Consider the following 25,499-nt stretch of genomic DNA (forward strand, 5'->3'; position numbering starts at 1 on the left):
TATTCCTAATGTGTGCCACTCTATCTGTGTGGACATGCATACACAAATTATATCATTTCATGGCTCATGGAGGTAGAAAATTAATGGCAAAGGCACGTATTGGTATTATTGGCTGCGGCGGTATCGCTAACGGCAAACATCTCCCAAGCTTGGCTCAAGTTAAAGAAGCTGAAATCGTAGCTTTCTGCGATATCATCGTAGAGAAAGCTGAGCAAGCGAAAGCGAAATACGGAACTGAAGAAGCAAAAGTATACACAGACTATAAAGAACTTCTGAAAGACGGCTCAATCGACGTTATCCACGTTTGTACGCCAAACGATTCCCACGCGGTCATCTCCATCGACGCTTTGGAAGCTGGCAAGCACGTGCTTTGCGAGAAGCCAATGGCTAAGACAGCAGCTGACGCTCGTCGTATGCTTGAAGTTGCAAAACGCACTGGCAAGAAGCTTAGCATCGGTTACAACAACCGTTACCGCGCTGACAGCCGTTACCTGAAAACGCTTTGCGCTGATGGCGAGCTTGGTGAAATCTACTTCGCGAAAGCACACGCGATTCGTCGCCGTGCCGTTCCAACTTGGGGCGTATTCCTCGACGAAGAGAAACAAGGCGGCGGACCGCTTATCGATATCGGTACTCACGCGCTTGACCTTGTGCTGTGGATGATGGACAACTACAAGCCGAAAGTCGTTCTTGGCCGCGCTTACCACAAGCTGTCGCAAACTGAGAATGCTGCTAACGCTTGGGGCCCTTGGGATCCAGCGAAATTCACTGTTGAAGATTCCGCTTTCGCGATGATCACAATGGAGAACGGTGCAACAGTTATCCTTGAGTCCAGCTGGGCACTGAACACTCTTGAAGTGGACGAAGCTAAAGTATCCCTCAGCGGTACTAAAGCAGGCGCTGACATGAAAGACGGTCTTCGCATCAACGGCGAGAAAAACAGCCGTCTCTATGTTAACAATGTAGAACTGAACAGTGGCGGTGTAGCTTTCTACGAAGGCGCATCCGAAGCTCCAGAGGTGCTTGAAGCATCCATGTGGATCGACGCTGTTCTGAACGATAAAGAAACTTTCGTGAAACCAGAGCAAGCGCTCGTCGTTTCCGAGATTCTTGAAGCGATCTACGAGTCTTCCCGCACTGGTAAGGCTGTATACTTCGAATAGTAGATTTATGTTAAGAAGCCGAGGATGGTTCGCCATCCTCGGCTTCTTTTTGCATTTGTTCATTCAGCCGGGTGCTGTCGACGTTTCATAGAGCTCGGCAAACAAACGACCTTACTTCCTTGAACGGAATAAGGTCGTTTGTTGTTAGGAGAGGGTCGAATTCGACAAAATGAGCTTATATTATACTTCTTTCGCTATATACAACAAATTTTAAAAAAGAATATAATCAAATTGAAGATATTGGAAGCGCTAGCAGACCAATTAAAACCTAATGCTCTTGACAAAGGCAAACTGCTGGAAACAGTAGGACGCAAAGCCGTGGCCTAAGGCATCATACGATGCTAAGGTAGACAAGGCTGCCAGGGTAATGGAATCCATCCATTATTCGGGGTGGATTTTTTTATTGTCTTTTTTCCATGTTCATAATGTCACTGGCTCTGGAGGAACTATGGCCTCTCTTGTACTCGTCATTATCGCGTTCTTTCTCGTGTTTGCCTCCACTTTAATTGTGACGCATCTCTATCAGCGGATGCACACGGAAAACCGAGTTCAGCTATTTTGGCTCACCAGTGCAGCGTTCGTATTCGGCATCGGCGTATGGTCGATGCACTTTGTTGCCCTGCTGGCGTATCGCTTCCCGGTGAAGGTGATATACCATTTTGGTTATGTGTACTTATCCATGGCAGCTATGATTATGATGACTTTCGTGGCCTTATGCCTGTTCCGCTATGCGGCCAATGGCAGGAGGCTGTTCTGGTATATCATCGCAAGCTTCGTGCAAACGGCCGGTGTTGTGGTTATGCATTTCATCGGGATGCGAGCGATAAAGGCTGATGCGAGCCAGCATTACCATTCACCATTCTCATTACTCTCCGTACTCGTACTTGCTGCGATGTTTGTGTTTATTTTCTACCAAATGCGTTATTTTCGTGAAAATTGGCAACGTCAGCTTCTATGTGCACTCCTAATCTCCTCGTCAATCGAATTTCTACACTACTGCAACATGCCCGTCATGCACAACTTCTCAATCACGCCTCACAGCGCAGGGCTAGAACCGACACAGAATCAATTCTTTCTGGCAATTAGCATTAGCACGGTCGTGTTGATTATATTCCTCTATTCTATTGTCGTTCTTCTGATCGATAACCGGCTCAAGCAGAGCGAAGAGCAGCTCCGCCGGATGAATATCACGTACTCGCTTATTCTCGATTCCGTAGCGGAAGGTATCTTTAGGCTTGATGAAGATAGCCATATTATATTCTGGAACGTTGCCGCTGAGCAGCTAACTGGCTATAAGTCGATTGAAGTGCTCGGCACGCCGATCCGCAAACGATTCGCACAAGGCGACACCTCCGAGAGCCAGATTGAGCAGTCGATTCGTAAAGGAGAATATACCTATGTAGCGGAGGAGCTGTTTCTGAAAAAGGATGGAACGGCGTTTCCGGTTGAGTATCATGTTACTCCGATGTACGAGAAGGGACATACGTCGGGAGCCGTCATTAACTTTACGGATATTTCGCAGCGTAAGAAGAATGAACGGTTTATTTTGGAATCTGAGAAGCTGTCACTCGCCGGCCAGCTTGCTGCTGGTATTGCACATGAGATTCGAAATCCGCTAACGGCGATTAAAGGATTTATGAAGCTGTTTCAGAACGGCGTCCATAAGACGGAATACATCTCTATCATTACTTTGGAGATAAATCGGATGGAGGCAATCATTAATGAGCTTCTGCTGCTGGCGAAGCCGCAAGTAAACCGCAACCAGAGCATTAATTTATGTCAGCTTCTGAACGAAGTCTACACGTTGCTCGAATCTCAGGCCATTCTGAGCAACGTTCGCATGGAGTGTAAACTGAGGGACGAGCCCTTATATATTGAATGCGATGGTAGTGAAATTAAGCAAGTGTTCATTAATTTGATTAAAAATGCGATCGAAGCGAGTAATAAAGGTGGGGAGATTGTTATTCGTGCCGAGCAGAGCGGCAATAACACAGTGACCACCATTAGTGATAATGGCTGCGGCATACCGAAGGAATTGCTCGATCAGATCGGCAGACCTTTCTTCTCGACAAAAGTACAAGGTACGGGGCTAGGGCTGATGATTAGCAACAAAATCATAACAAATCACGGCGGAAAGATCAGTATAGAAAGCAGTGAGGGCGAGGGTACAACATTCCAGGTTATTCTTCCGGGAGGGAATGCTAGTGCATAATCACATTCATGGCAGCTACAACTGGTTCTTGGTCTGTTTGTCTTTCATTATCGCGTTGTTTGCTTCGTATACAGCGCTCAATCTGGCAAGGCGCGTGGTGTTATCCGAAGGCTGGAAGCGCAGAGGATGGCTCGCAAGCGGCGCTTTCATTATGGGCGTCGGCATCTGGTCGATGCATTTCATTGCGATGCTGGCGTTCAAGCTGCCTGTCGGTGTGACCTACGAGCTGATTACCGTGCTCGTCTCCATCGGCGTTTCTTTTATCGGTTCGTTAGTTGGCTTCGGCTTTGCCAGCCAGGGTAGGCAGAAACCGGCGATGCTCATCGCAGGCGGCGTCTTCATGGGGCTCGCGATTAGCGGGATGCACTATATCGGCATGTATGCGCTCACTGGTGTTGCGATTACATATAATCCGCTGCTGTTCTCGCTCTCGATCATCATTGCGGTGCTAACGTCGATTACAGCGCTCTTGTTCGCTTTTCGCAACAATACCCGTTATTGGATGAGCGGCTTCATCATGGGCATCGCCATTACCGGAATGCACTACACGGGCATGTCTGCGGCGCATATGTCGATGCCGATGGATATGATGGATATGAGCTCCGATCTCCAAGCGGTTAATTTTCTTGAAATTGCCATTTATGTGGCGTTTGGAACGATTGTCATCTTCGCGGTTAGCTTGATCGGTTCGATGAACGCGGATAAGAAGCTGTCCGAGCAAATGATGCTGAAGGGCTCGATACTGGAGTCGGCGATCGACTGCCTCATTATGTTCGATCATAAGGGGCTGATCTTCGAGTTCAATCCTGCAGCTGAACGGATGTTTGAGGTCGAGCGCGGTAGTGTCATCGGTAAGCCAATCAGCCAGTTTCTGCTGCCGGCGCATAACGAAGTGCATAAGCCTTTGAATCGAATGCTCGCGAATGGCGATAAGTCGGTGCTTGGCGCGCGGATAGAGACGATGCTCTCGCGTTGTGACCGAAGCGAGTTTCCGGTGGAAATTACTGTGACTCGGATTAAGAAGGACAAGCTGCCGGTCTACACGATGTATCTGCGTGATCTGACCGCTCGCAAGATGGTGGAGGAGGCGCTGCGCGAGAGCGAGGAGCGCTACCGTAAGCTGATCGACTTCTCGCCGGAGCCGATTATCGTTCATAAGGACGGGCTTATTACGTTCATTAATGATGCGGGGCTGCAGACGTTAGGCATCGCAGATCAACAGTCGATGATCGGCAAGCCAATGATCGATCTGATTCAAGCCGATTATAAACAGGTCGTGCGTCAGTGGATGGAAGAGATTGAGGCTGGTGTAGCGCGAATGGAATCCATGGAGCTCAAAATGGTTCAGTCGGACGGGAATCCGATAGATGTTGAAGCGAAATCCATTCTGGTGCAGTATGGCGGACAAACGTTGATCCAGACGATTGCCCGGGACGTTACGGACAAGAAGCGTAACGAGAATACGATTAAGAAGCTCGCTTATTACGATATGCTGACGGGGCTGCCGAATCGGAACTGGTTCAATTTGTTTTTCCCGGAGATTCTGCATGAAGCGAAGGAGAATGGGCACTCGGTCGCGGTCATGTTCCTTGATCTGGACCGCTTCAAGCTCATTAATGATACGATGGGGCATTTGATGGGCGATCGGCTGCTGCAGCATTTCTCGAAGCTGCTCACCGCATGTGGAGGCGGCGAGAACCGGCTTGTGTCGCGGCTAAGCGGAGATGAATTCGTTATTATTATGCCAAGCAGCTGCCGCAGTGAAGTGGTGAAGATTGCGGAGACGATCATCGGCCAGGCAGCAGCTCCGATCGATCTGGATGGTCAAACGATCTTCATTACGACAAGCATCGGTATCGCGCAGTATCCAGACGACGGAGAGACGCCCGAAGTGCTGCTGCAGCATGCGGACTCGGCTATGTATGCGGCGAAGGAGAACGGGAAGAATCAGTTCCAGTTCTTCGAATGGAAGATGACTCAAGCGAAGAGCCGCCGCCTGGCGATTGAGCAGGCGCTGCATGCTGCGCTTGAGGAGCGGCAGTTCCATCTTGTGTACCAGCCGATATATAAGGCGAGTTCCAAACAGATGATTGGTCTCGAGGCGCTGGTGCGCTGGGTGCATCCGGCGATGGGCTTAATTGGACCGGATGAGTTTATTCCGATTGCGGAGAACACGGGCCATATTATTCCGCTTGGCGAATGGATCTTGGAGAGGGCCTGCAGCCAGCTTCGGCAGTGGCACCGGGAGGGGATGTTTCATGTGCCCGTTGCGGTCAACTTGTCTGCGGTGCAATTCAATCAAGAATGCATCGTCGAGATGATTCGCCAGACGCTGGAGCAGACGAACCTCGCACCGGAATATCTGATCATTGAAATTACCGAGAGCATGGCAATAAACAACAATTACTCGATTATTGATAAGCTTCAGCGTCTGAAAGCGCTCGGTATCGGCATCTCCATTGATGATTTCGGAACTGGATATTCATCGCTAAGCTACTTGCGGCGCTTCCCGGTCGATACGCTGAAGATCGACAAGTCATTCGTGCAGGACTTGTGCGTATCCAGCAATGATACAGCGATTGTGGAAGCGATCATCGCGCTCGCACAGAGCTTGAAGCTGCATGTGCTTGCCGAAGGCGTCGAAACGGAGCAGCAGCTGCAGATTCTATCGCAGAAGGGTTGTACGGACATGCAGGGCTACTGGCTGTCGCATCCGTTGACGGCGGAGCAGGTTGAGTCCATCTATATGGGGGAGATGAACCGGATCGGCTGAAGTTGGGGCAAGACCGCTGCGAGTTCGGTATCGTTGCTTCGATCGCTGTTGTCCCCGTATTTCTTGATCAACCACCTTAGCGGTGGAAATTCGGGGACAAAGGCGCAAATGATATGCGTAATTTTGACAACACATATTATTTCGCCTAGGCGAACGCTGACGCTTCTCCACAATCGATATCGTCCTCTCCGCTTTTTGCCCTTCGGTTAAAGCAAAGACCCAGACCGCATGCAGTTCAAAGGAGCAGAAAAACGACCATGCGCTTCGCGGTGCATGGTCGTTTTTGTTTGGAACAAGATTGACTGATTACGGCTAACGGTTGTCACAATGCTTATTGGCACAACAGTAACCCTTCTCAAAATCTAACGGTTCCCAGAGAGGTTATTTGGTAATTTCGATGCATTCCTCGCCCGAAAATGTCTAATAACACTCTTTGCAACCTTTAGCATATGCGAGGGAAACGAAAAAGACCTTGCACCCACAGGTGCAAGGTCCCTTCCGTTCGAATAGCGATTCGCTGCCTAAGCTACCACTGCTCCGGCTTACTATAGCCGGTCGAGCTCTGGCCGCCTTCCTGATCAAGCTCGGCGAGCGACTTTACTTCGCCATGCGGCTTCTGGTTCTGCTTGCGGCTTTTCCAGGCGTTCTCACGGCGATTCTTCGAGGATGTCATCGGTAATTCTCCTTTGCTAACAGGTCATAGTCGTATTGCTCGGGACTGCCTGGTTAGCGTGTGCGATTATGCCGATTGTTATGACTTTTTCCGAGGTGTCTTCGCGCCCCACCAGAATAGGAAGCCAAGGGATAAAGCGACCACGAGCAGCGGTGCGACGAAGATCAGAAAATTTTCCATAAAGCATGCCTCCCTGGCGGATTATTTGCCCCGTTTGCCCTGCACGTACTTCGTATCGAAGAGGAAGAGTCGGAGCAGCAGATAAAGCGACGGAATAAGCAACAGCAAGCCGAGGATGAAGACCGACACAAGCGCGATTGCCATCGGCTGGCTAGTGAAATTATCATGAATTGTTAGATATGGGTACAGAATATAGGGTAAGTGGGCTGAGCCGTAACCGAAGAACGCGAAGCCGAACTGCAGAATGACAAAAATAAACGATAAGCCAAGCCGTTTGCGCGTCCATACATGGTAGACAGCGACCAAGAAGCAAGCGAACGAGACAACGAACATCGGTGCGTGCTCGGTCATTCGGTCAAAATGCTCCGCGTTATGGCCGCGGATCGCGAAGAAGACGAGCAGGCTGCTTAGTATCGTCGGGCCGCTCCAAGCAAGCGCATATTTGCGCACGACCTCGAAGGCGCCGCGGTCATTCGCGCGATCCGCATAGTAGCTGAGAAACATCGCGGAGATGTATAGCACGCTGACGAGCGCGAGCAGAACGACGGACCACGAGTACGTGCTCGCGAACAATTTTCGCACGAGGAACGTCACTTTGCCCGAATCGCTAACTTCAATGTAGCCGCCTTCGGAAATCGTCATAACCGTCGAGAGCGCTGCCGGGATGAGCAATCCGCTGGCGCCGTAGAGCAGCATGTAGAACCGGTTATTTTTGTTCACGCCATACGTATTGAACGCATAGTAAGAGCCCCGGATCGCTAGCAGAATGACAGCGATACTGCCCGGTACGAGCAGGGCGGTGCCATAATAGTAGGCGGTGTCCGGGAAGAAGCCGACTATGCCGACGAAGAAGAACACCAGGAAGACGTTCGTTACTTCCCATACCGGCGACAAGTAGCGTTCAATGATGTTGTTGATCAGATGGCGTTTGCCCGTAATGGTGCTGTAATAGCTGAAGAATCCGGCGCCAAAATCAATTGAAGCGATAATTAAATAACCAAACAGGAAGATCCATAATACGGTGATCCCAAGCACTTCATAGCTCATAGCTCGCTGCCTCCTTCGATTCCTTTGGCGGCAATTTCATCCTCGGCACGATTGCTGCGGAACATCCGGATCAGCACCGTTACGGAAGAGAAGGCAAGCACAACGTAGAGCGCTGCGAATACATAGAGCATCGTATCCACATGTTCCGAGACCGTCGCGCCATCTTCGGTCCGCATAATGCCGCGGAGCAGCCAAGGCTGGCGGCCGACCTCCGAGAAGATCCAGCCATGCTCGATGGTCATCATCGCGAGCGGAGCTGCAAGGATAATGCCGCGCAGAAGCCACTTGTTCTCGTAGACCCGTTCGCGCTTCCGCCATAGCAGCACCATGAATGCACCTGCGATGAGGACCATGAGCGAGACGAAGCCCATCTTGAGATCGAACAGATAGTGAATATAAAGCGGCGGCTGTTCGTCAGCCGGAATATCGTTCAGTCCAGTCACTTCCGCATTCGGCACGCCGTGAGCCAGGATGCTGAGGGCAAAAGGGATTTTGAGCCCATACTTGATCTCGTTGTTGTCCGTCAATATACCGCCAAGGACGAGCGGCGCTTGCTTCGTCGTATCGAAATGCCATTCCATCGCAGCGAGCTTCTCCGGCTGATATTTCGCCAGATACTTGCCTGACAAGTCGCCGATAACAGCGCTTGAGATCAAGAAGACGAACGCTGCAACCATCGTCAGCTTGAGCGCTTTCTTATAGTACACATGATTCCGGCCCATCAAGAGCGACCAAGCGGCGATGGCAGCAAGAACGAACGCGCAAGTTAAGTATGCGGTGACGAGAACATGCGATACTTTCGTCGGCATTGCAGGGCTGAGCATAGCGCCGAACGGCGAAATATCGGTGATTTTGCCATCCTTGACGGAAACGCCAGCCGGCGCATTCATGAACGCATTCACGACAGTAATGAAGAAAGCCGAGGCGGAGGAGCCGATGACGACGGGAATGAGCAGCCAGAAGTGCGTAAGCTTGCTCTTGAACCGATCCCACGTGTACAGGTAGATCCCGAGGAAGATCGCTTCAAAGAAGAATGCAAAGGTTTCCATAAACAGCGGCAACGCGATCGATTGACCCGCGACGCGCATGAAGCTTGGCCAGAGCAAGCTGAGCTGAAGCCCAATCGCCGTTCCCGTCACGACGCCGACTGCAACCGTAATGACGAAGCCTCGCGCCCAACGTCTTGCCATCAGCAAGTAATGCTCATCATTGCGCCGAATGCCGATCCACTCTGCAAGTGCGATCATAAGCGGCACCCCAACGCCAATTGTTGCAAAAATAATGTGGAAAGCGAGCGTAAGCCCCGTCAATACGCGGCTGTACATAACTGGATCGTAGCTGCTTAACAGTGCGTGCATGTGCTATCCCTCCCAGGATATTGGTGATGAGCTATTGTGATGTGTGAAAATCTATTCAAATACGTAACGGGACAGCGACAGCAGCATAATAACGGAGACGCAGATACAAAGCAGGATGAGTCTTTTCTCTTGTTTGGCAATGCGTTTGCGGCTTTGACTTTGGTCTATCGGATCGTGCAGGTCTCGATTACTGCTGCTCATTCGCGCATCCCTACCTTCGGTTCAATTGGTTATGCTTTCATTATAATCAATGTTTGTGATTATTTTCACAATAGTTGTGTCGAAGGTTTGAATTGTTTATTTCTGAGTTGTGACAGCTACTTAAATTAATTAAACGAAACCGAAAACGAAAACGAAACGAGCGAGGATATAAAGTAGACAGATCTGCCTTGCCGACTCTAAAATGTTGGAATAGGCGCAATTCCAAAAAGGGAGATATTATGAATAAACGAGAACGAATAGAAACAATCATTTTATATGGAGTTTTCATCTGTTACTTAGTTTTGCTTATTAAAATATTGTTCTTATCGAGAGTTTCGATTATGGAGTTATTCAATAGCCAAAGGACTGGAGTTAGGTCAGTCAATCTCATCCCTTTCTTTAGCATAAGTGAATTCATATCTGGCAGCTCTGCTAATTTGAAGAAATTCGCTTTTGGCAATGTGGCTGGCAATGTCTTTATTTTTATTCCCGTTGGCGTATATTTGGCATTATTCAAGCACAATAAAAGAATCGTATCCAATCTGATCGTTATCGGTATTGCGAGTGGATTTGTTGAAATCATTCAGGGGCTATTAGGCATTGGATCAGCAGATATCGATGATGTCCTTTTAAATGGTTTAGGAGGATGGATTGGCATATTAGCATATAAGTTTTTACTCTTTATACTACGAGATAAGAAGAGAGTGAAAACTGCAATTACAGTACTATCTGTGATCGTAGGATTACCAGTTATCTACTATTATTTATTTATGATCAAAATGAGATTTTAAGCTTGCCATACCGTATCGGCTTTTTTAGCTATATTTTCGATGGCTAAATCCATAAAACTTGCTTTCTCTTCATGCAAGATGTGGATTAGGTATTCCTCTCCTTGTCTATATGCTTTGAATATGGCGTGCTTTGCATCTATCAATATCACGTCATGTCCGCATTCTTTTAGACATTTTTCATAATCATTTAAAGTTGGTATTTGGTTTTCCTCCAAGAAAATAAGGCCTCTTAACGATGATGTTTTGTTGCGATAAATAACTCTAAAGTGAACGATCATTTCTTTTTTCAAGGCAATAATCAGCTCCTATTGTTTTTTAGAACCTCATAGCTCCATCTTATCCCGCAGCCCGCTGCTTTGTTTATCGGGAAACTTCCTGATCTTTCCGGCGGGAACTTCCTTACCCCCCGATAAGAACATCGATATGGAATTCTCCGAATTTCCTTAGACCAAAGATCAGGAAATCAGCCTTGACAAATCAGTAGTTATCCCGATAACAAACAGCTTCCAGCGCCGTTATGATGAAGACAAATAGAACATGAGGAGCTGGTTGGAATGATTATGAATTGGCTTAGAGGGAACCGCTACGCAGCCGTTTTGCTTACCTTGCTTAGGCTTTATGTTGGTTGGGAGTGGATAACGGCCGGCTGGCATAAACTGACGGGAGATAAGGCATTCGATGCAGCAGGCTTCATTCAGGGAGCGATTAACAAGCCTGTAGTCGATATGGGGACCCATGAGAGCATCTATCCCAACTTCGTCTGGTTTCTCTCCCATATTGCGCTGCCGCATGTTGGACTGTTTAACTTCCTTGTGCCGTGGGGTGAATTTCTGATTGGCTTGGGGCTAATTGTCGGCGGATTGACAACAGCGGCTGCATTCTTCGCTCTGATGATGAATTTCATGTTTATGTTCGCAGGAACAGTTTCGATGAATCCTTGGCTCGTGCTGCTTGGCGCCATTATTCTCGTTGCGGGAGCGAACGCGGGACGGTTCGGGGCGGATTTGTATATACTGCCGTTTATCCGGCAAACCGTTAATCGACTCCATCAAGCGAACGGCAAGACGAAGTATAAAAAAATGCCTATGCAATGAAGCGGAGAAAGGGGACGTGAAGCATGTGGAGTCGGAGAAACAGGTGTCAGGTCAGGTCCAATCGTCGGCACTGCTCCAGCTGCTCGAAACTTTTCAATCCGAGCACTTCGCGCTGGCGCAGCAATTCAACCAGTTCTATATAGAGGTATCCAGTGAGGACGGCAACGGCGGCTTCAAGGATGAGGATCGGAGGGAGATGATTCAAGCGCTGCGGGAGCGCGTCCGTGAATTCGTCAAGAAGATGGAGCGGCATGTCGCAAGCGAAGATGAGCAACTGTTCCCATGCTTGGCTTCAAGCTTCACGGAGGAAGAAGCCGTTCCGTCGTTTCGTTTCTCTTCCCTGCTGATGGAGCAATATTTTTGCTCGGCACGATCCTATCTGAAGATGTTTATTGATATGTCGGAAGCTGGATGCGAGCAAATGACCAAGAAAGAGCTGAATCGAACGATATCGTACTTGCGGGAAGGGTTGATTTTGTTAACCGAGTATTTCAAGGTCGAGCAACTGCTCATTCTTCAACAGGCAGTAGATAAGCTGGAGACAAAAGACGATAGCGGCTCAATCGCGAAGAAGGCATGATGAGGCGATGGACGAAGGCTCTGAATAAATAAGGTCGAAATGAATGAGGAGCGCCAGCGAACAGCTGGCGCTCCTTAAGGTCTAGAACGATTTGGGACAAATCAGGACGACTCGTGTGCCCTGACCCAGTACGGAATCAATCGTTAGCTCTCCGCCGACGCTTCTGGCACGTTCCTCCATGCTGAACAAGCCGACTCCCTTCTTGTCATGATTGCGGATAAACCCTTTCCCGGAATCGATAATTTGAACTTCAACTTGGTTATCGGATTCAATGATCAGGACCTCTGCGGCAGAGACATCCGCATATTTGCTAATATTCGTCAACGCTTCCTGAATGACGCGGTAGATGGTCGTTTCGCTCAGGGCGTTCAGACGTTGGCGCAAATTGGATTCGAAATTGACCTGTATGGCAAAATGCTGGATAAAATTCTCGATATACGTACGGATGGCGGGGACGACGCCCAAATCGTCAAGCACTGACGGGCGCAGCTCCCAGGACAGGCTGCGAACCTCCTCCATAATCGAGGAAACGGTACGGCGAAGCCGTTCCAGCTCGGGACTGCCTTTCTCCGCAATGATACGGTCCAACTGAATAAGGAGGGAGAACATGTTCTGGCCTATGCCGTCGTGCAGCTCGCGGGAAATGCGCTTTCGTTCTTCTTCCTGTATGTGTATGACCTGCATCATCAGAAGCTTCAGCTCTTCCTCGATTCGTTTAAGTTCCGTTACTTCGTTGCGAATAGCTAAGTATTGATAGGGCTTTCCAGATTCATTCAAGAAAGGGACGATGGTGGTGTTCACCCAGTAATAGGTGCCGTCCTTTGCTTTGTTTCGAATGTCGCCTCTCCACACTTGACCGGAAGAAATTGTGCTCCAGAGATCGCGGAAGAAAGCTTTGTCATGGTTTCCCGAATTGATGATTCGATGATCCTTTCCCAGCAGCTCCTCGCGGGCATATTTGGAGATCTCGCAAAATTTGTCGTTCACGTAGAGAATGATACCACTCGCATCTGTCACGGCGACGATTGAGGATTCATCCAACGCGAACCGGAGATCGTTCAGCTGTTTGAGCGATTGCTGGAGATGATAGCGGAACGGGGCTTCTTCCAGCTGGGCGCCGATTTGCTCGAGGAGCTCACCCACATTCTGGCCGATTACCGAGGAGAAAAATCTGTTTACTTCTTTATTCAAAGTTCAACAGCCCTTTCTTCATCGCGAATTTGACCAATTCCGGTCTTGTTTTCAAGCTGAGCTTCTCCATCAGATTGCTCTTATGCGATTCTACCGTCTTTACGCTAATGATCAAGTGTTCAGCGATTTCCTTATTGGAGTAGCCTTTGGCAATCCAGCCTAAAATCTCTTTTTCACGATCTGATAAGGAATCGAACGAGTTCGAAGTTTCGCCACGCTTAGCTTTGTCCAAGTATTCGCTCATGAGCCGTTTGGTTGCGGTCGGATAGAGGTAAGCATCCCCTTGAGCGACCGTTTGAATCGCGCAAATCAATTCCTCGTGAGGCGCATTCTTCAAAATATATCCGGATGCGCCGGCATGAATCGCTCGGAACAAGTATTCATCGTCATCATGCATGGTCAGCACAAGGATGGCACATGATGGAAGAAGCTTCTTCAACTCGGCGGTCGCTGTCAGGCCGTCTTTGCCGTAAGGCATGCTTAAATCCATGAGCACGACATCCGGTGCAAGGCTAAGCGCCTTGGCAATGCCTTCATCGCCATCCGCGGCTTCCTCGATGACCTCCATGCTGCCGTTCGCGTTTAATAGCGTCATCAATCCCGATCGAACGATTGCGTGATCGTCTACGATTACTATTTTTATCATGATATTCCTCCTGTTTTTCTCAATGATATGAAGGAATTCTGCCTAACTATTTTCTAAGCTCCTCGCCGTTCATTCGAGCGAGCAGCGAAGCAATCCGCTCCGCGGCAAGCATGACTAAGGCTAAATCGTTCTTGTTATATAGTCGATCGCTTCGTTCCCCAATCAAGAGCGCCCCGTGAGCTTCGCCGTATCTTGTGATGGGCACGGCCAGGGCGGTCTGCAATTGCTCCACGAGCATGATGGTATATTCGAGCTGTAGCCGTTTTCTCTCCGCGGCCAGCATCGTTACATCGACGATGACGGGGCGTCCGAGCTTCATGACCAGACCCGATATGTCGCGGCCGGGTCGAATGAGCAGATCCTTATACCGCTCGCTTTGATTTCCCGAGGCAAAGGCCCATCGGATACGGTTTGGCTCTTCCTCTTTCACGGCCAATCCCAAATAATCGCTCTTCGCGGCCATACGCACCTTATATAATTCAGCTATGATTTGTTCTTGTAAAGGGCCCATTTCGTGTACTCACCTCTCTTCGCAAAAGCTTAGGGCGTGTAATTTGGCTACTATAGTATATCGATTTCTAACGGATTTGTAAGTCAGGGAATCCCCTGAATCTAGGATCGGTTAAGATTTCCTCATCGTAAGGGAAGCAAGTGCGAAGAGCGTTTTTTTCCTGAAGCTTTATTCAGGATTTCATACGCTAATAAACCGTGTTTCTCCCGATAACAAGAAGAGAGCTCCGGCGGTATGATGAGATCAGCAAATGAAGAGGAGCTGGTCGGGATGATGAAGTGGCTAAGAGGAAATCGGTACGCGGCGGTCTTGTTAACCTTGGTTCGGTTCTATGTCGGTTGGGAATGGCTGTCGGCAGGCTGGCATAAGATTAGCGGCAGTAAAGCATTTGATGCGGGAGGCTATATCCGAGGGGCAATCGCGAAGCCGGTCTTGGACAGCCAGTCTCATGAGGCGGTTTATCCTCGCTTTATAGCTTTTCTAGAGCACATTGCATTACCGAATCTCAAATTGTTCAATATCCTCGTCCCATGGGGTGAACTGCTGGTAGGAGCGGGACTGTTGCTCGGCGCGTTAACGGCCACCGCAATGCTCTTCGGCTTGATGATGAACTTTGTTTATCTGTTTGCAGGCACTGTATCGATGAATCCATGGCTCATCTTGCTTGGTTTCTTCATCGTCGCAGCGGGCAGCAATGCAGGCAAATTCGGTCTGGATCATTATATCCTTCCATTGGTTCATAAAGGATTCACTCCTATATTCCGTAGAGCAGCAGGCCATTTTACGAAGAAAGGCCATGTGCAGGTGCCTCATCATAACGATTAATCGTTTGTCTCTTAATCTCCATGCAAAAACCCCCTACGGTCACTGTCAACCATGAGGGGGAGAATACCACGATTGGTATATACTTTCTAATACATCTTATTGTGATCCATAACCCATATGGAACCGTAGATGACCACAATGACGATGATCAACCCGAGAATGAGCGTTACGAGGTTATAACGCGGCCCTTTCTCTTCTCTCAAGTGCATGAAGAATAGCAGCTGCACCGCAAATTGCAAAACCGCCGTGGCCAGCAGTAAGATGATCGTCGCTGTCCTCCCCATCCAATCATCCACGACAGCAAGTATCGGGATAACAGTCAGGATTATGGACAGTAGAAATCCTATAACATATTCCCTCAGTGAGCCATGGTGCTCAGCATGGCCTCCGTGATTTCCGTGTCCTCCGATTGTATGATTTTGCGCCATGTCACATCACCCCCATTAAATAAACGAACGTGAAGACGAAGATCCAGACAGCGTCAAGAAAGTGCCAATACAAGCTTGTAATATGTACTTTTCGCTGTGTGACCGGTGTAATGCCATGACGGGTTAGCTGGATGATCAGCGCGGTGATCCAGCAGATGCCTAGTGAGACATGCAGCCCATGCGTACCAACAAGCGTGAAGAAGCCGGACAGAAACGCACTGGAATGAATCGTATGCCCTTCGTGTACAAGCTTCAGAAACTCAGTCACTTCCATGCCGATAAAGCAGGCACCGAGCAGGATCGTTACAACAAGCCAGCCTAACAGTCCCTTTCGGCTGCCCGCATTCATGGCGAGCACAGCTAGACCGCTTGTGAAGCTGCTCGTCAGAAGGATGAACGTTTCGACGATGACGCCTGGCAATTCGAAGATTTCTTTGGCCCCTGGCCCGCCTGCCGTATTCTCGTGAATGACGAGAAAGGTTGCAAACAGAGTAGCGAACAAGATACAGTCGGTGATCAGGAATATCCAGAAGCCGAATTTTCTAAGCTCCTCCAGATCATGATGACCATCATGGCCGCCCTCGTGCGTCAAACTATGATTGTGAGCGTGCGCCATCAGACAACCCTCCCTGCCTTTGCTTCCGTGCGCTTGATTTCATCTACAGGTATATAGTAATCGGTATCGTAGTTGAACGAATGTGCGAGCATCGTTAGCGCAATGCCGATGAAGCCGGGAATCGCGATCCAGAGCCAGTGAAACACAAGACCGAAGCCGACTGTAAACCAACAGATAGATTGGATAAAAGGAATCGGCGAATTTTTCGGCATATGAATAGGCTCGAGCTTCGGCTTCTCCTTGGGCATTGTCCCTGCGGCGATGCGTTCCTTCTCTTCCCACCAATCGTCTCGGTCTGTAACGAGAGGGGTAGTCGCGAAGTTATAGAGCGGCGCTGGTGATGGAATCGACCATTCCAATGTGCGGGCTCCCCACGGATCGCCAGTCGTGTCCTTCTCCATAAACTTGATGCTATGCGCGATCTGCCACACCTGGAACAAGAAGCCGATGCCCATGAGGAAGCCGCCGATGGTTGACGTGAAGTTGTATGCCCACCAGCCTGTGTCCCAGCCGTATGAATTGAGCCGTCGAGTCATGCCGTCGAGGCCGATAACATACTGCGGCATAAAGCAGACATAGAAGCCGATGTTCCATATCCAGAACGCCCATTTGCCGATCGTTTCATTCAGCTTGAAGCCGAACATCTTAGGCCACCAATAATACAAGCCTGCAAAGTAGCCGAAAGCGACCCCGCCGATAAGTACCTGATGGAAGTGAGCAATTAGGAAATAGCTGTTATGGAACTGGAAATCCGCAGGTGCTACCGAGAGCATCACGCCGGTCATGCCGCCGACGACGAAGCACGGAATGAATCCGATCGTCCATAGCATCGGTGTTTGGAGCGAAATCCGGCCGCGGAACATCGTGAACAGCCAGTTGAATATTTTTACGCCAGTCGGAATCGCAATGATCATCGTTGAGATCGCGAAGAAAATATTGACGTTGGCGCCTGAACCCATCGTGAAGAAGTGATGGAGCCATGTGAAGTACGCCATGAGACTGATGCTCAACATCGCAAACACCATGGATCCGTAGCCAAACAAGCGCTTCTTCGAGAAGGTCGCAACAACCTCCGAGAAAATGCCGAAGGCTGGCAGAACGACGATATACACCTCCGGATGGCCCCACATCCATATCAAGTTGACGTACATCATGGCGTTGCCGCCGCCGTCCATCGTGAAGAAATGCGCTCCCAGAAAACGGTCCAGGAACAGCAGCGCCAGCGTGACCGTCAGGACAGGGAACGCGACTATAATCGCGATGCAGCTGGAGAGTACCGACCACGTAAAGATCGGCACCCTCGACCAGGTCATTCCGGGAGCGCGCATTTTGACAATGGTAACGATAAAGTTAATTCCGGTCATCAACGATCCAATACCGGAAATTTGAACGCCCCAGATGTAGAAGTCTTCGCCTACGCCCGGGCTGCCCGTCATCTCCGAGAGCGGCGGATAAGACAGCCAACCGGCATTCGCCGAGCCGCCGATGACGAATGACATATTGAATAGCATCGCGCCGAAGAAGAACAGCCAGAAGCTAAGCGAGTTCAAGAACGGGAAAGCGACGTCGCGCGCGCCTAGCTGCAGCGGTACCGCGATGTTGAATAAGCCGAACATAAGCGGCATCGCCATGAACAGAATCATGATGACGCCATGCGTAGTGAATACCTCGTTGTAGTGCTCAGGCGATAGAAATTTCATATCGGGAAAAGCGAGCTGCGTTCGCATCAAGAGCGCATCGACGCCGCCGCGGAACATCATTAGCAGCGCAGCGATGATGTACATAATCCCGACGCGTTTATGATCGACAGTCGTCAGCCATTCCCGCCACAGCCAGCCCCATTTGCCAAAATAGCTGAGCACGAAGACGATCGCCGCGGTCGTCAGCGCAATCGCCACATCCGCACCGTAAATCAACGGATCACCCGTGACAAAGAACCACGAGACGAAATCTGTTATTTGGTCAATCACGGAAGCCTCTCCTCTCATTTGCCATGATACATATGCTTGTTGTCCAATTTATGATAGGAATGCCCGGAGCCGAAGCTGCCTACGTCGGGGGAATCCTTCTGTGCGTTATTGCCAGGCGGCAGCTGACCGCCTTCTGATTTTTCGGTTGCTTTTTCTCCACTGAGTGTCTGTGCTTTCTGGGTGTATCCCGGTGGTGCGCCGCGGCTCATGGAGTAGACATGGACAATTCTCTCGAACAAGCCTGACGGGATAGAAGCAAACGTCATCCGGTCAGAAGTCCCGGGCTTTGCAAGATTCTGATACCCATCTTCGGATAGCGCGTTCCCGCTTGCCTTCGTTTCAGACACCCATTTATCGAAATCCGTCTGCGAGGTTGTTTTCGCGGTAAAGCCCATTTTGGCGAAATCACGCCCCGTGAAGTTAGCTCCTGTGCCCATATAATTACCGGTCTCATCGGCTTGCAGATACATCGTAGTCGCCATGCCGGACATCGTGTAGATCATCCCTCCAAGCTGCGGCACCCAGAACGAGTTCATCGGTCCGTCCGAGGTTAGCTCGAACTTAATCGGCGTCTTCTCCGGAATGACCAAATAGTTGACGGTTGCGATGCCTTGCTCCGGATACTGGAACAGCCACTTCCAGTCCAGTGACGTTGCCTGGATCGTAATCGCCTTCTTGTCGGATTTGATCGGTTTTGCCGGATCCACCGCATACGTGTATCGTGCAGTCACAATGGCCAAGATCAAGATGACAATGATCGGGATACTCCACCAGATGATCTCTAGTTTGGTATTGTGTGACCATACCGGCTGGTAAGGCGCTTTGTTGCCCTTCTTGTCGCGGAAGCGCACGATGATCCAGGCTGTAATGATCAGCACCGGAACCAGTATAATTAAGCAAAGCAGCATCGTGATATAAATCAGGTCACGCAGCTGGGAACCGATTGGCCCCTTCGGATCGAAAACAATCATCGACTTGCAGCCCGATGTAAGCATGATGGTGCTTGCTATGACGCCGATTGTGGCGTGCAGCCGCATGATCTTTGAGTTATTCATAAGTTCCTCATCTCCTAAACATCACCTCGGATTAACTTAATTTTCCCCGGAAATCTGTTCTGTATTACAGCGGATTTTGCGGTAGGTCATTTCCATAAAAGAAGGACTGCTCCCATAATGTTGGAAACAGCCCTTATTCAAATTCAATCCATATGGAGTTGTTCATTCGGATTCAGTTTTACGTTTGTGCACGAGGTTGATCGCCGTACCAATTGTATAGATGAACACACTGCCGACCAAAAAGCCGATGCCAGCCATTAATGATCTGTTATTGTCGCTGAAATCATCATAATTGACCAGACACAACGCCACGCCGATTATAAGCGATAACCATGCGGCAATTTTCATGGTTAGGAATAGAGAGTTGCCTTCTCGTTCTGTTTTTTGATCAGCTGCTGATTTTGTCGTCATTGAACGCTTCACTTCCTCATAACAAGTATGTTGTTTATTGCATGTACGTCTTGAATTTATGTATTGAGAAGTAGCCAGTTCCAGAAAATGCAATGGAACATAAAGCAACTATATGGGGATTTCGTTGGTGAATCAGTGACTCATATCGTACAAGCCAGAGCTATGCTCATTCGGCATATCCGGAAGCTGGGGAACCGCATCATGGTTCTCATTTCGCCAAACTGGCTGCCTAACGCTTCTTGCAGTACTTTAGCCGCTGCCGGATCTGGTTGGTCCGGTTCGATGATATTGATTAATTCTTCCTTGTAGTAGTACATGCTGAGCTTCACTCCTCGTAGTTGAACTACTGATACAATCTCCTTTTGTTAGTAATAATATCCAGCTCCATCCTTTCGATCACATAAGTTTGAACTTAATGGATAACCTTATTATTGCCATGAGCAAGGAAGTCAGTCCCCAAAATATGAAGGAGGGATATAGTGTTCTTCTTTAGTAATATGTCAGGTAAAGGATGTTTATATAGCTTGATTATTACTATTATATGTAGTGGCTTGTCCCTAGTGATTAGTAGAATGTTCGGTTTTTCCTTTTTTTTCTTCGTTCCATTTATCTTACTGCCCTTTATGTTTAGAAGAAGATAGCAGTAAATTTGTTATGGAACGGAACAGTTCGATGGAGTAAAGATGTCACATTGAGGACAAACTTGTACGGCAGTATAATCAAACTCAAAGGTGTGATGCTGAATGAGAAAAATGCTCTATACATTTGTGGTTGTAAGTTGCTTTGCTTTGATGTTGGGAATGGGCATTGTGAGTGCAACCGGAAGCACAACAGATGGAAGCGGAACTGGGGTTCGTACAAATAGCACCGATATGGCAAGGAACAATTATAACGCGACATCACTAAATAACAGTGGGAACTACAGAGCCACAGCTTTAGCAGATAACGACAATGACATGGACTGGGGATGGCTAGGTCTTCTTGGATTAATTGGCCTAGCGGGAATGAGAAGCCGCAATCGTGAACGCGATGGATCACGTTAAGAACTGAAGAACTATCGTTCTTAATAGAATATATGACCGCGAAAGGCCGCTCTTAGTTGAGCGGCCAATTTCATTCCATACATAATCCATGTCTTATACAACGCTTCATGTAAACGGGTAGCTGGTAAGTTTATAGAAATAAGATGTTATTTTGAAGAGGACTTTCATCCCCATAATACTGGAGATGAAAGTCCATTTTTTTGCCAACGGATTAGTTGTTGGTATATCCAAGATGGCTTATGACAGGCTGCATAGATTGATACGACGCTTGCTGAGGGTATCCGCTGTACTGCGCATTATTAGCTTGATAGCCGCCAAAATGGGAAATAACCGGCTGCTGAGCGTTGGTTTGCGAGTATGCATGCTGAGATTGCTGAGGCTGTCCGCTATATTGAGTATTGTTAGCTTGATAGCCGCCAAAATGAGAAATAACCGGCTGAGCGTTAGTTTGCGCGTATGCATGCATGTGGGATTGCTGGGGCTGTCCACTGTACTGAGCATTTTGTGCTTGGTAGCCGCCAAAATGAGAAATAACCGGTTGAGTGTTAGTTTGCGCGTATGCATGCATGTGGGATTGCTGGGGCTGTCCGCTGTACTGAGCATTTTGTGCTTGGTAGCCGCCAAAATGAGAAATAACCGGCTGAGAATTATTTTGCGCGAATTGATTAAAATGGGATTGTTGTGGCTGCCCGCTATACTGTGCATTGTGTGCCTGATAACCGCCAAAATGGGAGATGGCCGGCTGTTCCGATCCGCCTAAGCTGCTGGAGGTACTTTGTGAGTAAGCTTGCTGAGGCTGTCCGCCGTACTGCTGAGCCTGATAACCGCCAAAATAGGAAATGACCGGTTGCTGGGAAGCATTTGAATTAGAGTAGCCGTTTGTGAAGGACGATTGAGATGCGTTGTTGTAATTCTGCTGCTCAAATTGATTCATGTTAGTTTGTACCTCCTAAAATTATCTACCTTAGCCAAGGAACTCACCTTAAGGCCTCGATTATTATTAGTAGCGTGGTCGGATTTATTCCGTGAATTGCTGGATAATCTTGGTTCAGCTGTAAACTTCTCATAAACAAAATATGTACATACAAGTTAAGGTGATGCTATACTATTCAGAGCAGACAAGTGAGCAAGGGGACGAGCGGATGAAAGAGAGACAGCTGCCTAAGTATGTACAGCTTAAGAGTGAGATTACGAATTGGATCGAGAAAGGCAAGCTTCAGCCTGACGATCAGATGCCGTCCGAGAATGAGATCGCTGAGCAGTTCGGGATGAGCCGGCAGACGGTGCGGCAGGCGCTCGGCGAGCTGGAGCAGGAAGGCCGATTGTACAGGATGCAAGGGAAGGGGACGTTTGTTGCTAAACCGAAGGACGAGCACTATGCAGAAGCACGGACGGTTGGTTTAGTAACGACTTACATTTCCGATTATATATTCCCGCATATCGTACGCGGAGCTGAAGCGGCTGTGCGGGCCAGAGGCTACAGCTTGCTGCTCTCCAGCACGGACAATGACAAGGTCAGGGAGCGGGAGAGTCTCGCGATGTTGACTAGTCAGCCGCTCAGCGGATTGATCATTGAGCCGACCAAGAGTGCGGAGGGAAATCCGAATCTTGCCTATTTCCTAGCCCTTAACAACCGGCGCATTCCCTATGTAATGATTAACGCCAGATATCCAGAGATCAGCTGCCCAACGCTTGTCATTGACGATGAAGAAGGCGGATTTACGGCGGCGGAGCATTTGCTTCATCTGGGGCATCGTCATATCGCGGGCTTTTTTAAAACAGATGATTTGCAAGGAGTTCTCCGTTTGAAAGGATTTATGCGAGCGCATCAGGAAGAAAGCGCGGAGCTTCATCCTGACCTTGTTGTCTCTTATCGTACAGAGGAGAAGGCCGGGCGGGTTATTGAAATCGCGGAAGAGCTGCTTGGGCGTCCTGAAGGAAAGCGTCCGACGGCGTTCGTCTGTTATAACGATGAGCTTGCTCTTCGGCTGCTTGAGGTGATTAGAAAGGCAGGCTTAACTGTTCCGCAAGATGTATCCATTGTTGGATTCGATGATTCCTGGCTGGCTACGGCAACGGAGGTGAAGCTGACGACACTCACTCATCCGAAGCTGGCGATGGGGGAAGATGCTGCGAACATGCTGTTTGAGCTTATCGAGAGCGGCGGAGCGTCCATTCCAGCTTCCCGAATCTATAAACCAGAGCTGGTCATTAGGGAGTCTACCCAGAGGATATAATGACAAGTTCAACAGTTACGGAAATAGTTCTGGAATATTTGTACGTACAAGTTTATACTTTGAATAAGGAAGAAAGTTAGACGAGAGGATGAACCTTGTGCTGGAACGGTTAAAGCAAGAAGTGCTGGAGGCCAATCTGGATTTGCCGAAGTACAATCTCGTTACATTTACTTGGGGCAATGTTAGCGGTATCGACAGAGAGAGAGGCTTGGTCGTCATAAAGCCAAGCGGAGTGCCTTACGAGAAGCTGAAGCTTAGCGATCTCGTCGTCGTCGATCTGGAGGGGAACAAGGTGGAAGGGGAGCTGAAGCCGTCCTCGGATACGCCGACACATCTTGTCCTCTATAAAGCATTCGCACAGATTGGCGGTATCGTACATACCCACTCGCCATGGGCGACAAGCTGGGCGCAAGCGGGAAGGCCGATTCCGCCGCTCGGTACGACACATGCCGATTATTTCTATGGCGAGGTTCCGGTGACTCGTCCGATGACGCGCGAGGAAATCGAGAACGGCTATGAGCTGGAGACCGGCAACGTCATCGTCGAGACGTTCAAGGATCGTGATCCGTCGCAGGTGCCAAGCGTGCTTGTGAACAGCCATGCGCCGTTCAATTGGGGCAAAGATCCACATGAGGCGGTACATAATGCGGTTGTGCTCGAGGAAGTTGCCAAGATGGCGCTGCACACCTTTGCGCTCAATCCGGGAATCGGTCCGATGGATCAGGCTCTGCTGGACAAACACTTTTTACGGAAGCATGGTGCAGGGGCTTATTACGGTCAGACGAAGTAGGCAGAAGGATGTTCATCATCATACAATCATACGCTGTGGAGGTATTCTAATGAGTCTCGGAGTGAAAGAAGCGATCATTAACGGCAAAACCGTACTCGGCATTGAGTTTGGCTCAACCCGGATTAAAGCGGTGCTAATCGGCAACGATCACGAAACGATAGCATCCGGCAGCCATGATTGGGAGAATAGCTACGTCAATCAGATCTGGACATATAGCTTAGAAGATATTTGGAAGGGCTTACAAGACAGCTATGCCAAAATGGCAAACGATGTGAAGGAGAAATACGGTGTAACGCTGCAGACAATTGGAGCTATCGGGTTCAGCGGCATGATGCATGGCTATATGGCTTTTGACGAAGCCGGCGAACTGCTTACACCGTTCCGTACTTGGCGGAACAATATTACGCAGCAGGCTTCGGAAGTGCTGAGTGAGACGTTTAAGTTCAGTATTCCGCAGCGCTGGAGCATTGCCCATCTCTATCAATCCGTTCTGAATCAGGAGGAGCATGTAGCGGGCATTCATTCCCTGACCACATTGGCAGGATACATCCACTGGAAGCTGACCGGTCAGAAGGTGCTCGGCGTTGGTGAAGCATCCGGTGTGTTCCCGATCGACATTCAGACGAAGAGCTATCATGCAACGATGGTGGAGCAGTTTAACGACTTAGTTGCTTCTGAGAAGCTTCCATGGAAGCTTGAAAATATTCTTCCGACCGTACTCGCAGCTGGTGATGGCGCAGGTGTCCTCACAGTAGAAGGGGCGAAGCTTCTTGATGTAAGCGGCGAGCTGCAAGCAGGCATCCCGCTTTGTCCGCCTGAGGGCGATGCGGGAACTGGAATGGTCGCAACGAATAGCGTTGAACAGCGCACAGGCAATGTGTCTGCTGGCACGTCTGTTTTTGCAATGATCGTGCTTGAGAAAGAATTGTCCAAAGCCTATAGCGAGATTGACCTTGTTACGACACCTTCGGGAAGCCTTGTCGCGATGGCGCATTCCAACAACTGCTCGTCGGACTTGAATGAATGGGTAGGCTTGTTCGGCCAATTTGCGCGAGCGATGGGGATGGACGTTCAGTCAGATAAGCTGTACGGCACCTTGTACAACCTGGCATTAGAAGGGGATGCGGATTGCGGCGGATTACTCGCATACGGCTATCTCTCCGGAGAGCATATGACTCATTTTGAAGAAGGACGCCCTTTATTCGTGCGCTCGTCGGATAGCAACTTCAACTTGGCGAATTTCATGCGTGTTCATTTGTTTACGGCACTAGGCGCGCTCAAGATCGGCATGGATATATTGCTCAAGCAGGAAGATGTGAAGCTGGATGAGATTCTAGGTCACGGTGGCTTGTTCAAAACCGAGGGCGTTGGTCAGAAGATCATGGCGGGTGCACTTAATGTTCCGGTATCCGTTATGGAAACGGCGGGAGAAGGCGGGGCGTGGGGGATTGCTCTACTCGCAGCTTACATGATCGGCAAGTCGGATGGAGAAACGCTGGAAGAGTATTTGAGCAAGCGTGTGTTTGCCGGAAAAGCAGGTGCGACGATTTCGCCTGATCCGAAGGATGTAGCAGGCTTCGAGGCGTTTATGGAGCGTTACACCAAAGGACTTGCGATCGAAAGAGCTGCCGTGGAAAATTTTAAGTAAGGGACATGTATGTACAAGTTGGGTTATGTGAGTGTGAGCACTTATCAATAGATCAT

Annotated in this window: 26 protein-coding genes, 1 pseudogene and 1 riboswitch; of the genes and pseudogenes, 11 read left to right on the forward strand and 16 right to left on the reverse strand. The window is 49.2% G+C overall.

Translation table 11 applies throughout. The features are described from left to right. Positions 1-83: 83 nt before the first annotated feature. From AC0LWF_RS00240 to AC0LWF_RS00250, 3 genes are all read left to right on the forward strand, one after another. Positions 84-1,163: a Gfo/Idh/MocA family protein gene (locus tag AC0LWF_RS00240; RefSeq protein WP_474649576.1), complete on the forward strand. Its 1,080-nt coding sequence runs from the start codon at positions 84-86 to the stop codon at positions 1,161-1,163. A 275-nt stretch (positions 1,164-1,438) separates the two neighbouring features. Beyond that, positions 1,439-1,527, forward strand: a riboswitch (cyclic di-GMP riboswitch). An 84-nt stretch (positions 1,528-1,611) separates the two neighbouring features. Next, positions 1,612-3,375 (forward strand): ATP-binding protein, encoded by a 1,764-nt coding sequence (locus AC0LWF_RS00245; RefSeq protein ID WP_474649577.1) that lies wholly within the window; start codon positions 1,612-1,614, stop codon positions 3,373-3,375. Then, a complete protein-coding gene (locus AC0LWF_RS00250; RefSeq protein ID WP_474649578.1) occupies positions 3,368-6,148 on the forward strand; it encodes a bifunctional diguanylate cyclase/phosphodiesterase in 2,781 nt (926 codons plus the stop codon). Before AC0LWF_RS00245 ends, AC0LWF_RS00250 begins: the two co-directional genes overlap by 8 nt. 526 nt (positions 6,149-6,674) lie before the next feature. Here AC0LWF_RS00250 and AC0LWF_RS00255 read toward each other — a convergent pair. From AC0LWF_RS00255 to AC0LWF_RS00275, 5 genes are all read right to left on the reverse strand, one after another. After that, positions 6,675-6,821, reverse strand: a complete 147-nt coding sequence (locus tag AC0LWF_RS00255) for a DUF6254 family protein (protein ID WP_177182424.1) — start codon at positions 6,819-6,821, stop codon at positions 6,675-6,677. Positions 6,822-6,899: 78 nt separating this feature from the next. Next, complete coding sequence (cydS, locus tag AC0LWF_RS00260; RefSeq protein WP_474649579.1) at positions 6,900-7,001, reverse strand: cytochrome bd oxidase small subunit CydS family protein; 102 nt, start codon at positions 6,999-7,001, stop codon at positions 6,900-6,902. A 21-nt stretch (positions 7,002-7,022) separates the two neighbouring features. Next, entirely contained in the window at positions 7,023-8,048 is a 1,026-nt protein-coding gene (locus AC0LWF_RS00265) for a cytochrome d ubiquinol oxidase subunit II (protein ID WP_474649580.1), read from the reverse strand. Beyond that, positions 8,045-9,406: a cytochrome ubiquinol oxidase subunit I gene (locus tag AC0LWF_RS00270; protein ID WP_474649581.1), complete on the reverse strand. Its 1,362-nt coding sequence runs from the start codon at positions 9,404-9,406 to the stop codon at positions 8,045-8,047. Before AC0LWF_RS00270 ends, AC0LWF_RS00265 begins: the two co-directional genes overlap by 4 nt. A 51-nt stretch (positions 9,407-9,457) precedes the next feature. Next, positions 9,458-9,607 (reverse strand): hypothetical protein, encoded by a 150-nt coding sequence (locus AC0LWF_RS00275; protein WP_474649582.1) that lies wholly within the window; start codon positions 9,605-9,607, stop codon positions 9,458-9,460. Between the two features lie 239 nt (positions 9,608-9,846). On the opposite strand from AC0LWF_RS00275, the gene AC0LWF_RS00280 reads away from it, so the two are divergent. After that, a complete protein-coding gene (locus AC0LWF_RS00280) occupies positions 9,847-10,398 on the forward strand; it encodes a VanZ family protein (RefSeq protein ID WP_474649583.1) in 552 nt (183 codons plus the stop codon). On the opposite strand, the gene AC0LWF_RS00285 is transcribed toward AC0LWF_RS00280, so the two are convergent. After that, the gene (locus AC0LWF_RS00285; protein ID WP_474649584.1) at positions 10,395-10,688 is read right to left on the reverse strand and encodes a hypothetical protein; all 294 of its coding nucleotides are present in this window, start codon (positions 10,686-10,688) and stop codon (positions 10,395-10,397) included. The two genes, AC0LWF_RS00280 and AC0LWF_RS00285, sit on opposite strands and share 4 nt — an antisense overlap. Positions 10,689-10,952: 264 nt before the next feature. Here AC0LWF_RS00285 and AC0LWF_RS00290 point away from each other — a divergent pair, with 264 nt between their 5' ends. Together AC0LWF_RS00290 and AC0LWF_RS00295 are read left to right on the forward strand one after the other, a co-directional pair. Then, entirely contained in the window at positions 10,953-11,492 is a 540-nt protein-coding gene (locus AC0LWF_RS00290) for a DoxX family protein (RefSeq protein WP_474649585.1), read from the forward strand. 16 nt (positions 11,493-11,508) lie between these two features. Next, positions 11,509-12,072, forward strand: coding sequence for a hemerythrin domain-containing protein (locus AC0LWF_RS00295; RefSeq protein WP_474649586.1), 564 nt, complete (start codon positions 11,509-11,511; stop codon positions 12,070-12,072). An 81-nt stretch (positions 12,073-12,153) separates the two neighbouring features. Here the strand turns inward: AC0LWF_RS00295 and AC0LWF_RS00300 are convergent, their stop codons facing one another. The 3 genes from AC0LWF_RS00300 to AC0LWF_RS00310 are packed head-to-tail and all read right to left on the reverse strand — an operon-like array spanning position 12,154 to position 14,420. Next, positions 12,154-13,263, reverse strand: coding sequence for a PAS domain-containing sensor histidine kinase (locus AC0LWF_RS00300; protein ID WP_474649587.1), 1,110 nt, complete (start codon positions 13,261-13,263; stop codon positions 12,154-12,156). Next, positions 13,256-13,909, reverse strand: coding sequence for a response regulator transcription factor (locus AC0LWF_RS00305; RefSeq protein WP_474649588.1), 654 nt, complete (start codon positions 13,907-13,909; stop codon positions 13,256-13,258). The genes AC0LWF_RS00300 and AC0LWF_RS00305 overlap by 8 nt, the downstream gene beginning before the upstream one ends. A gap of 46 nt (positions 13,910-13,955) precedes the next feature. Next, entirely contained in the window at positions 13,956-14,420 is a 465-nt protein-coding gene (locus AC0LWF_RS00310; RefSeq protein WP_474649589.1) for a GAF domain-containing protein, read from the reverse strand. Positions 14,421-14,690: 270 nt separating this feature from the next. On the opposite strand from AC0LWF_RS00310, the gene AC0LWF_RS00315 reads away from it, so the two are divergent. Next, entirely contained in the window at positions 14,691-15,245 is a 555-nt protein-coding gene (locus AC0LWF_RS00315; protein ID WP_474650437.1) for a DoxX family membrane protein, read from the forward strand. 86 nt (positions 15,246-15,331) lie between these two features. On the opposite strand, the gene cyoD is transcribed toward AC0LWF_RS00315, so the two are convergent. From cyoD to AC0LWF_RS00345, 6 genes and pseudogenes are all read right to left on the reverse strand, one after another. Next, a complete protein-coding gene (gene cyoD / locus AC0LWF_RS00320; RefSeq protein ID WP_474649590.1) occupies positions 15,332-15,673 on the reverse strand; it encodes a cytochrome o ubiquinol oxidase subunit IV in 342 nt (113 codons plus the stop codon). Position 15,674: 1 nt separating this feature from the next. After that, positions 15,675-16,289 (reverse strand): cytochrome o ubiquinol oxidase subunit III, encoded by a 615-nt coding sequence (gene cyoC / locus AC0LWF_RS00325; RefSeq protein ID WP_474649591.1) that lies wholly within the window; start codon positions 16,287-16,289, stop codon positions 15,675-15,677. Next, a complete protein-coding gene (locus AC0LWF_RS00330; protein ID WP_474649592.1) occupies positions 16,289-18,259 on the reverse strand; it encodes a cbb3-type cytochrome c oxidase subunit I in 1,971 nt (656 codons plus the stop codon). The genes cyoC and AC0LWF_RS00330 overlap by 1 nt, the downstream gene beginning before the upstream one ends. 14 nt (positions 18,260-18,273) lie before the next feature. Continuing rightward, positions 18,274-19,314: a ubiquinol oxidase subunit II gene (locus AC0LWF_RS00335; protein WP_474649593.1), complete on the reverse strand. Its 1,041-nt coding sequence runs from the start codon at positions 19,312-19,314 to the stop codon at positions 18,274-18,276. A 162-nt stretch (positions 19,315-19,476) separates the two neighbouring features. Next, the gene (locus AC0LWF_RS00340) at positions 19,477-19,725 is read right to left on the reverse strand and encodes a hypothetical protein (RefSeq protein WP_474649594.1); all 249 of its coding nucleotides are present in this window, start codon (positions 19,723-19,725) and stop codon (positions 19,477-19,479) included. A gap of 191 nt (positions 19,726-19,916) precedes the next feature. Continuing rightward, a pseudogene (locus AC0LWF_RS00345) lies at positions 19,917-20,042 on the reverse strand (manganese catalase family protein); the annotation flags it as partial. Between the two features lie 426 nt (positions 20,043-20,468). Between AC0LWF_RS00345 and AC0LWF_RS00350 the strand changes: the two are divergent. Beyond that, entirely contained in the window at positions 20,469-20,768 is a 300-nt protein-coding gene (locus AC0LWF_RS00350; RefSeq protein ID WP_474649595.1) for a WGxxGxxG family protein, read from the forward strand. Between the two features lie 211 nt (positions 20,769-20,979). Here AC0LWF_RS00350 and AC0LWF_RS00355 read toward each other — a convergent pair whose 3' ends face one another. Then, a complete protein-coding gene (locus tag AC0LWF_RS00355; protein WP_474649596.1) occupies positions 20,980-21,702 on the reverse strand; it encodes a hypothetical protein in 723 nt (240 codons plus the stop codon). A 208-nt stretch (positions 21,703-21,910) separates the two neighbouring features. Between AC0LWF_RS00355 and AC0LWF_RS00360 the strand changes: the two genes are divergently transcribed. The 3 genes from AC0LWF_RS00360 (at position 21,911) to AC0LWF_RS00370 (ending at position 25,443) form a co-directional block, all read left to right on the forward strand. Then, a complete protein-coding gene (locus AC0LWF_RS00360) occupies positions 21,911-23,005 on the forward strand; it encodes a GntR family transcriptional regulator (RefSeq protein WP_474649597.1) in 1,095 nt (364 codons plus the stop codon). A 97-nt stretch (positions 23,006-23,102) separates the two neighbouring features. Further along, on the forward strand, positions 23,103-23,795 hold the full coding sequence (gene araD / locus AC0LWF_RS00365; protein ID WP_474649598.1) for an L-ribulose-5-phosphate 4-epimerase: 693 nt from the start codon (positions 23,103-23,105) through the stop codon (positions 23,793-23,795). A gap of 49 nt (positions 23,796-23,844) precedes the next feature. Continuing rightward, positions 23,845-25,443 carry a xylulokinase gene (locus tag AC0LWF_RS00370; protein WP_474649599.1) on the forward strand — a complete coding sequence of 533 codons (1,599 nt, stop codon included), beginning with the start codon at positions 23,845-23,847 and terminating at the stop codon, positions 25,441-25,443. Positions 25,444-25,499: the final 56 nt, after the last annotated feature.

The organism is Paenibacillus sp. sgz302114, from assembly GCF_056120345.1.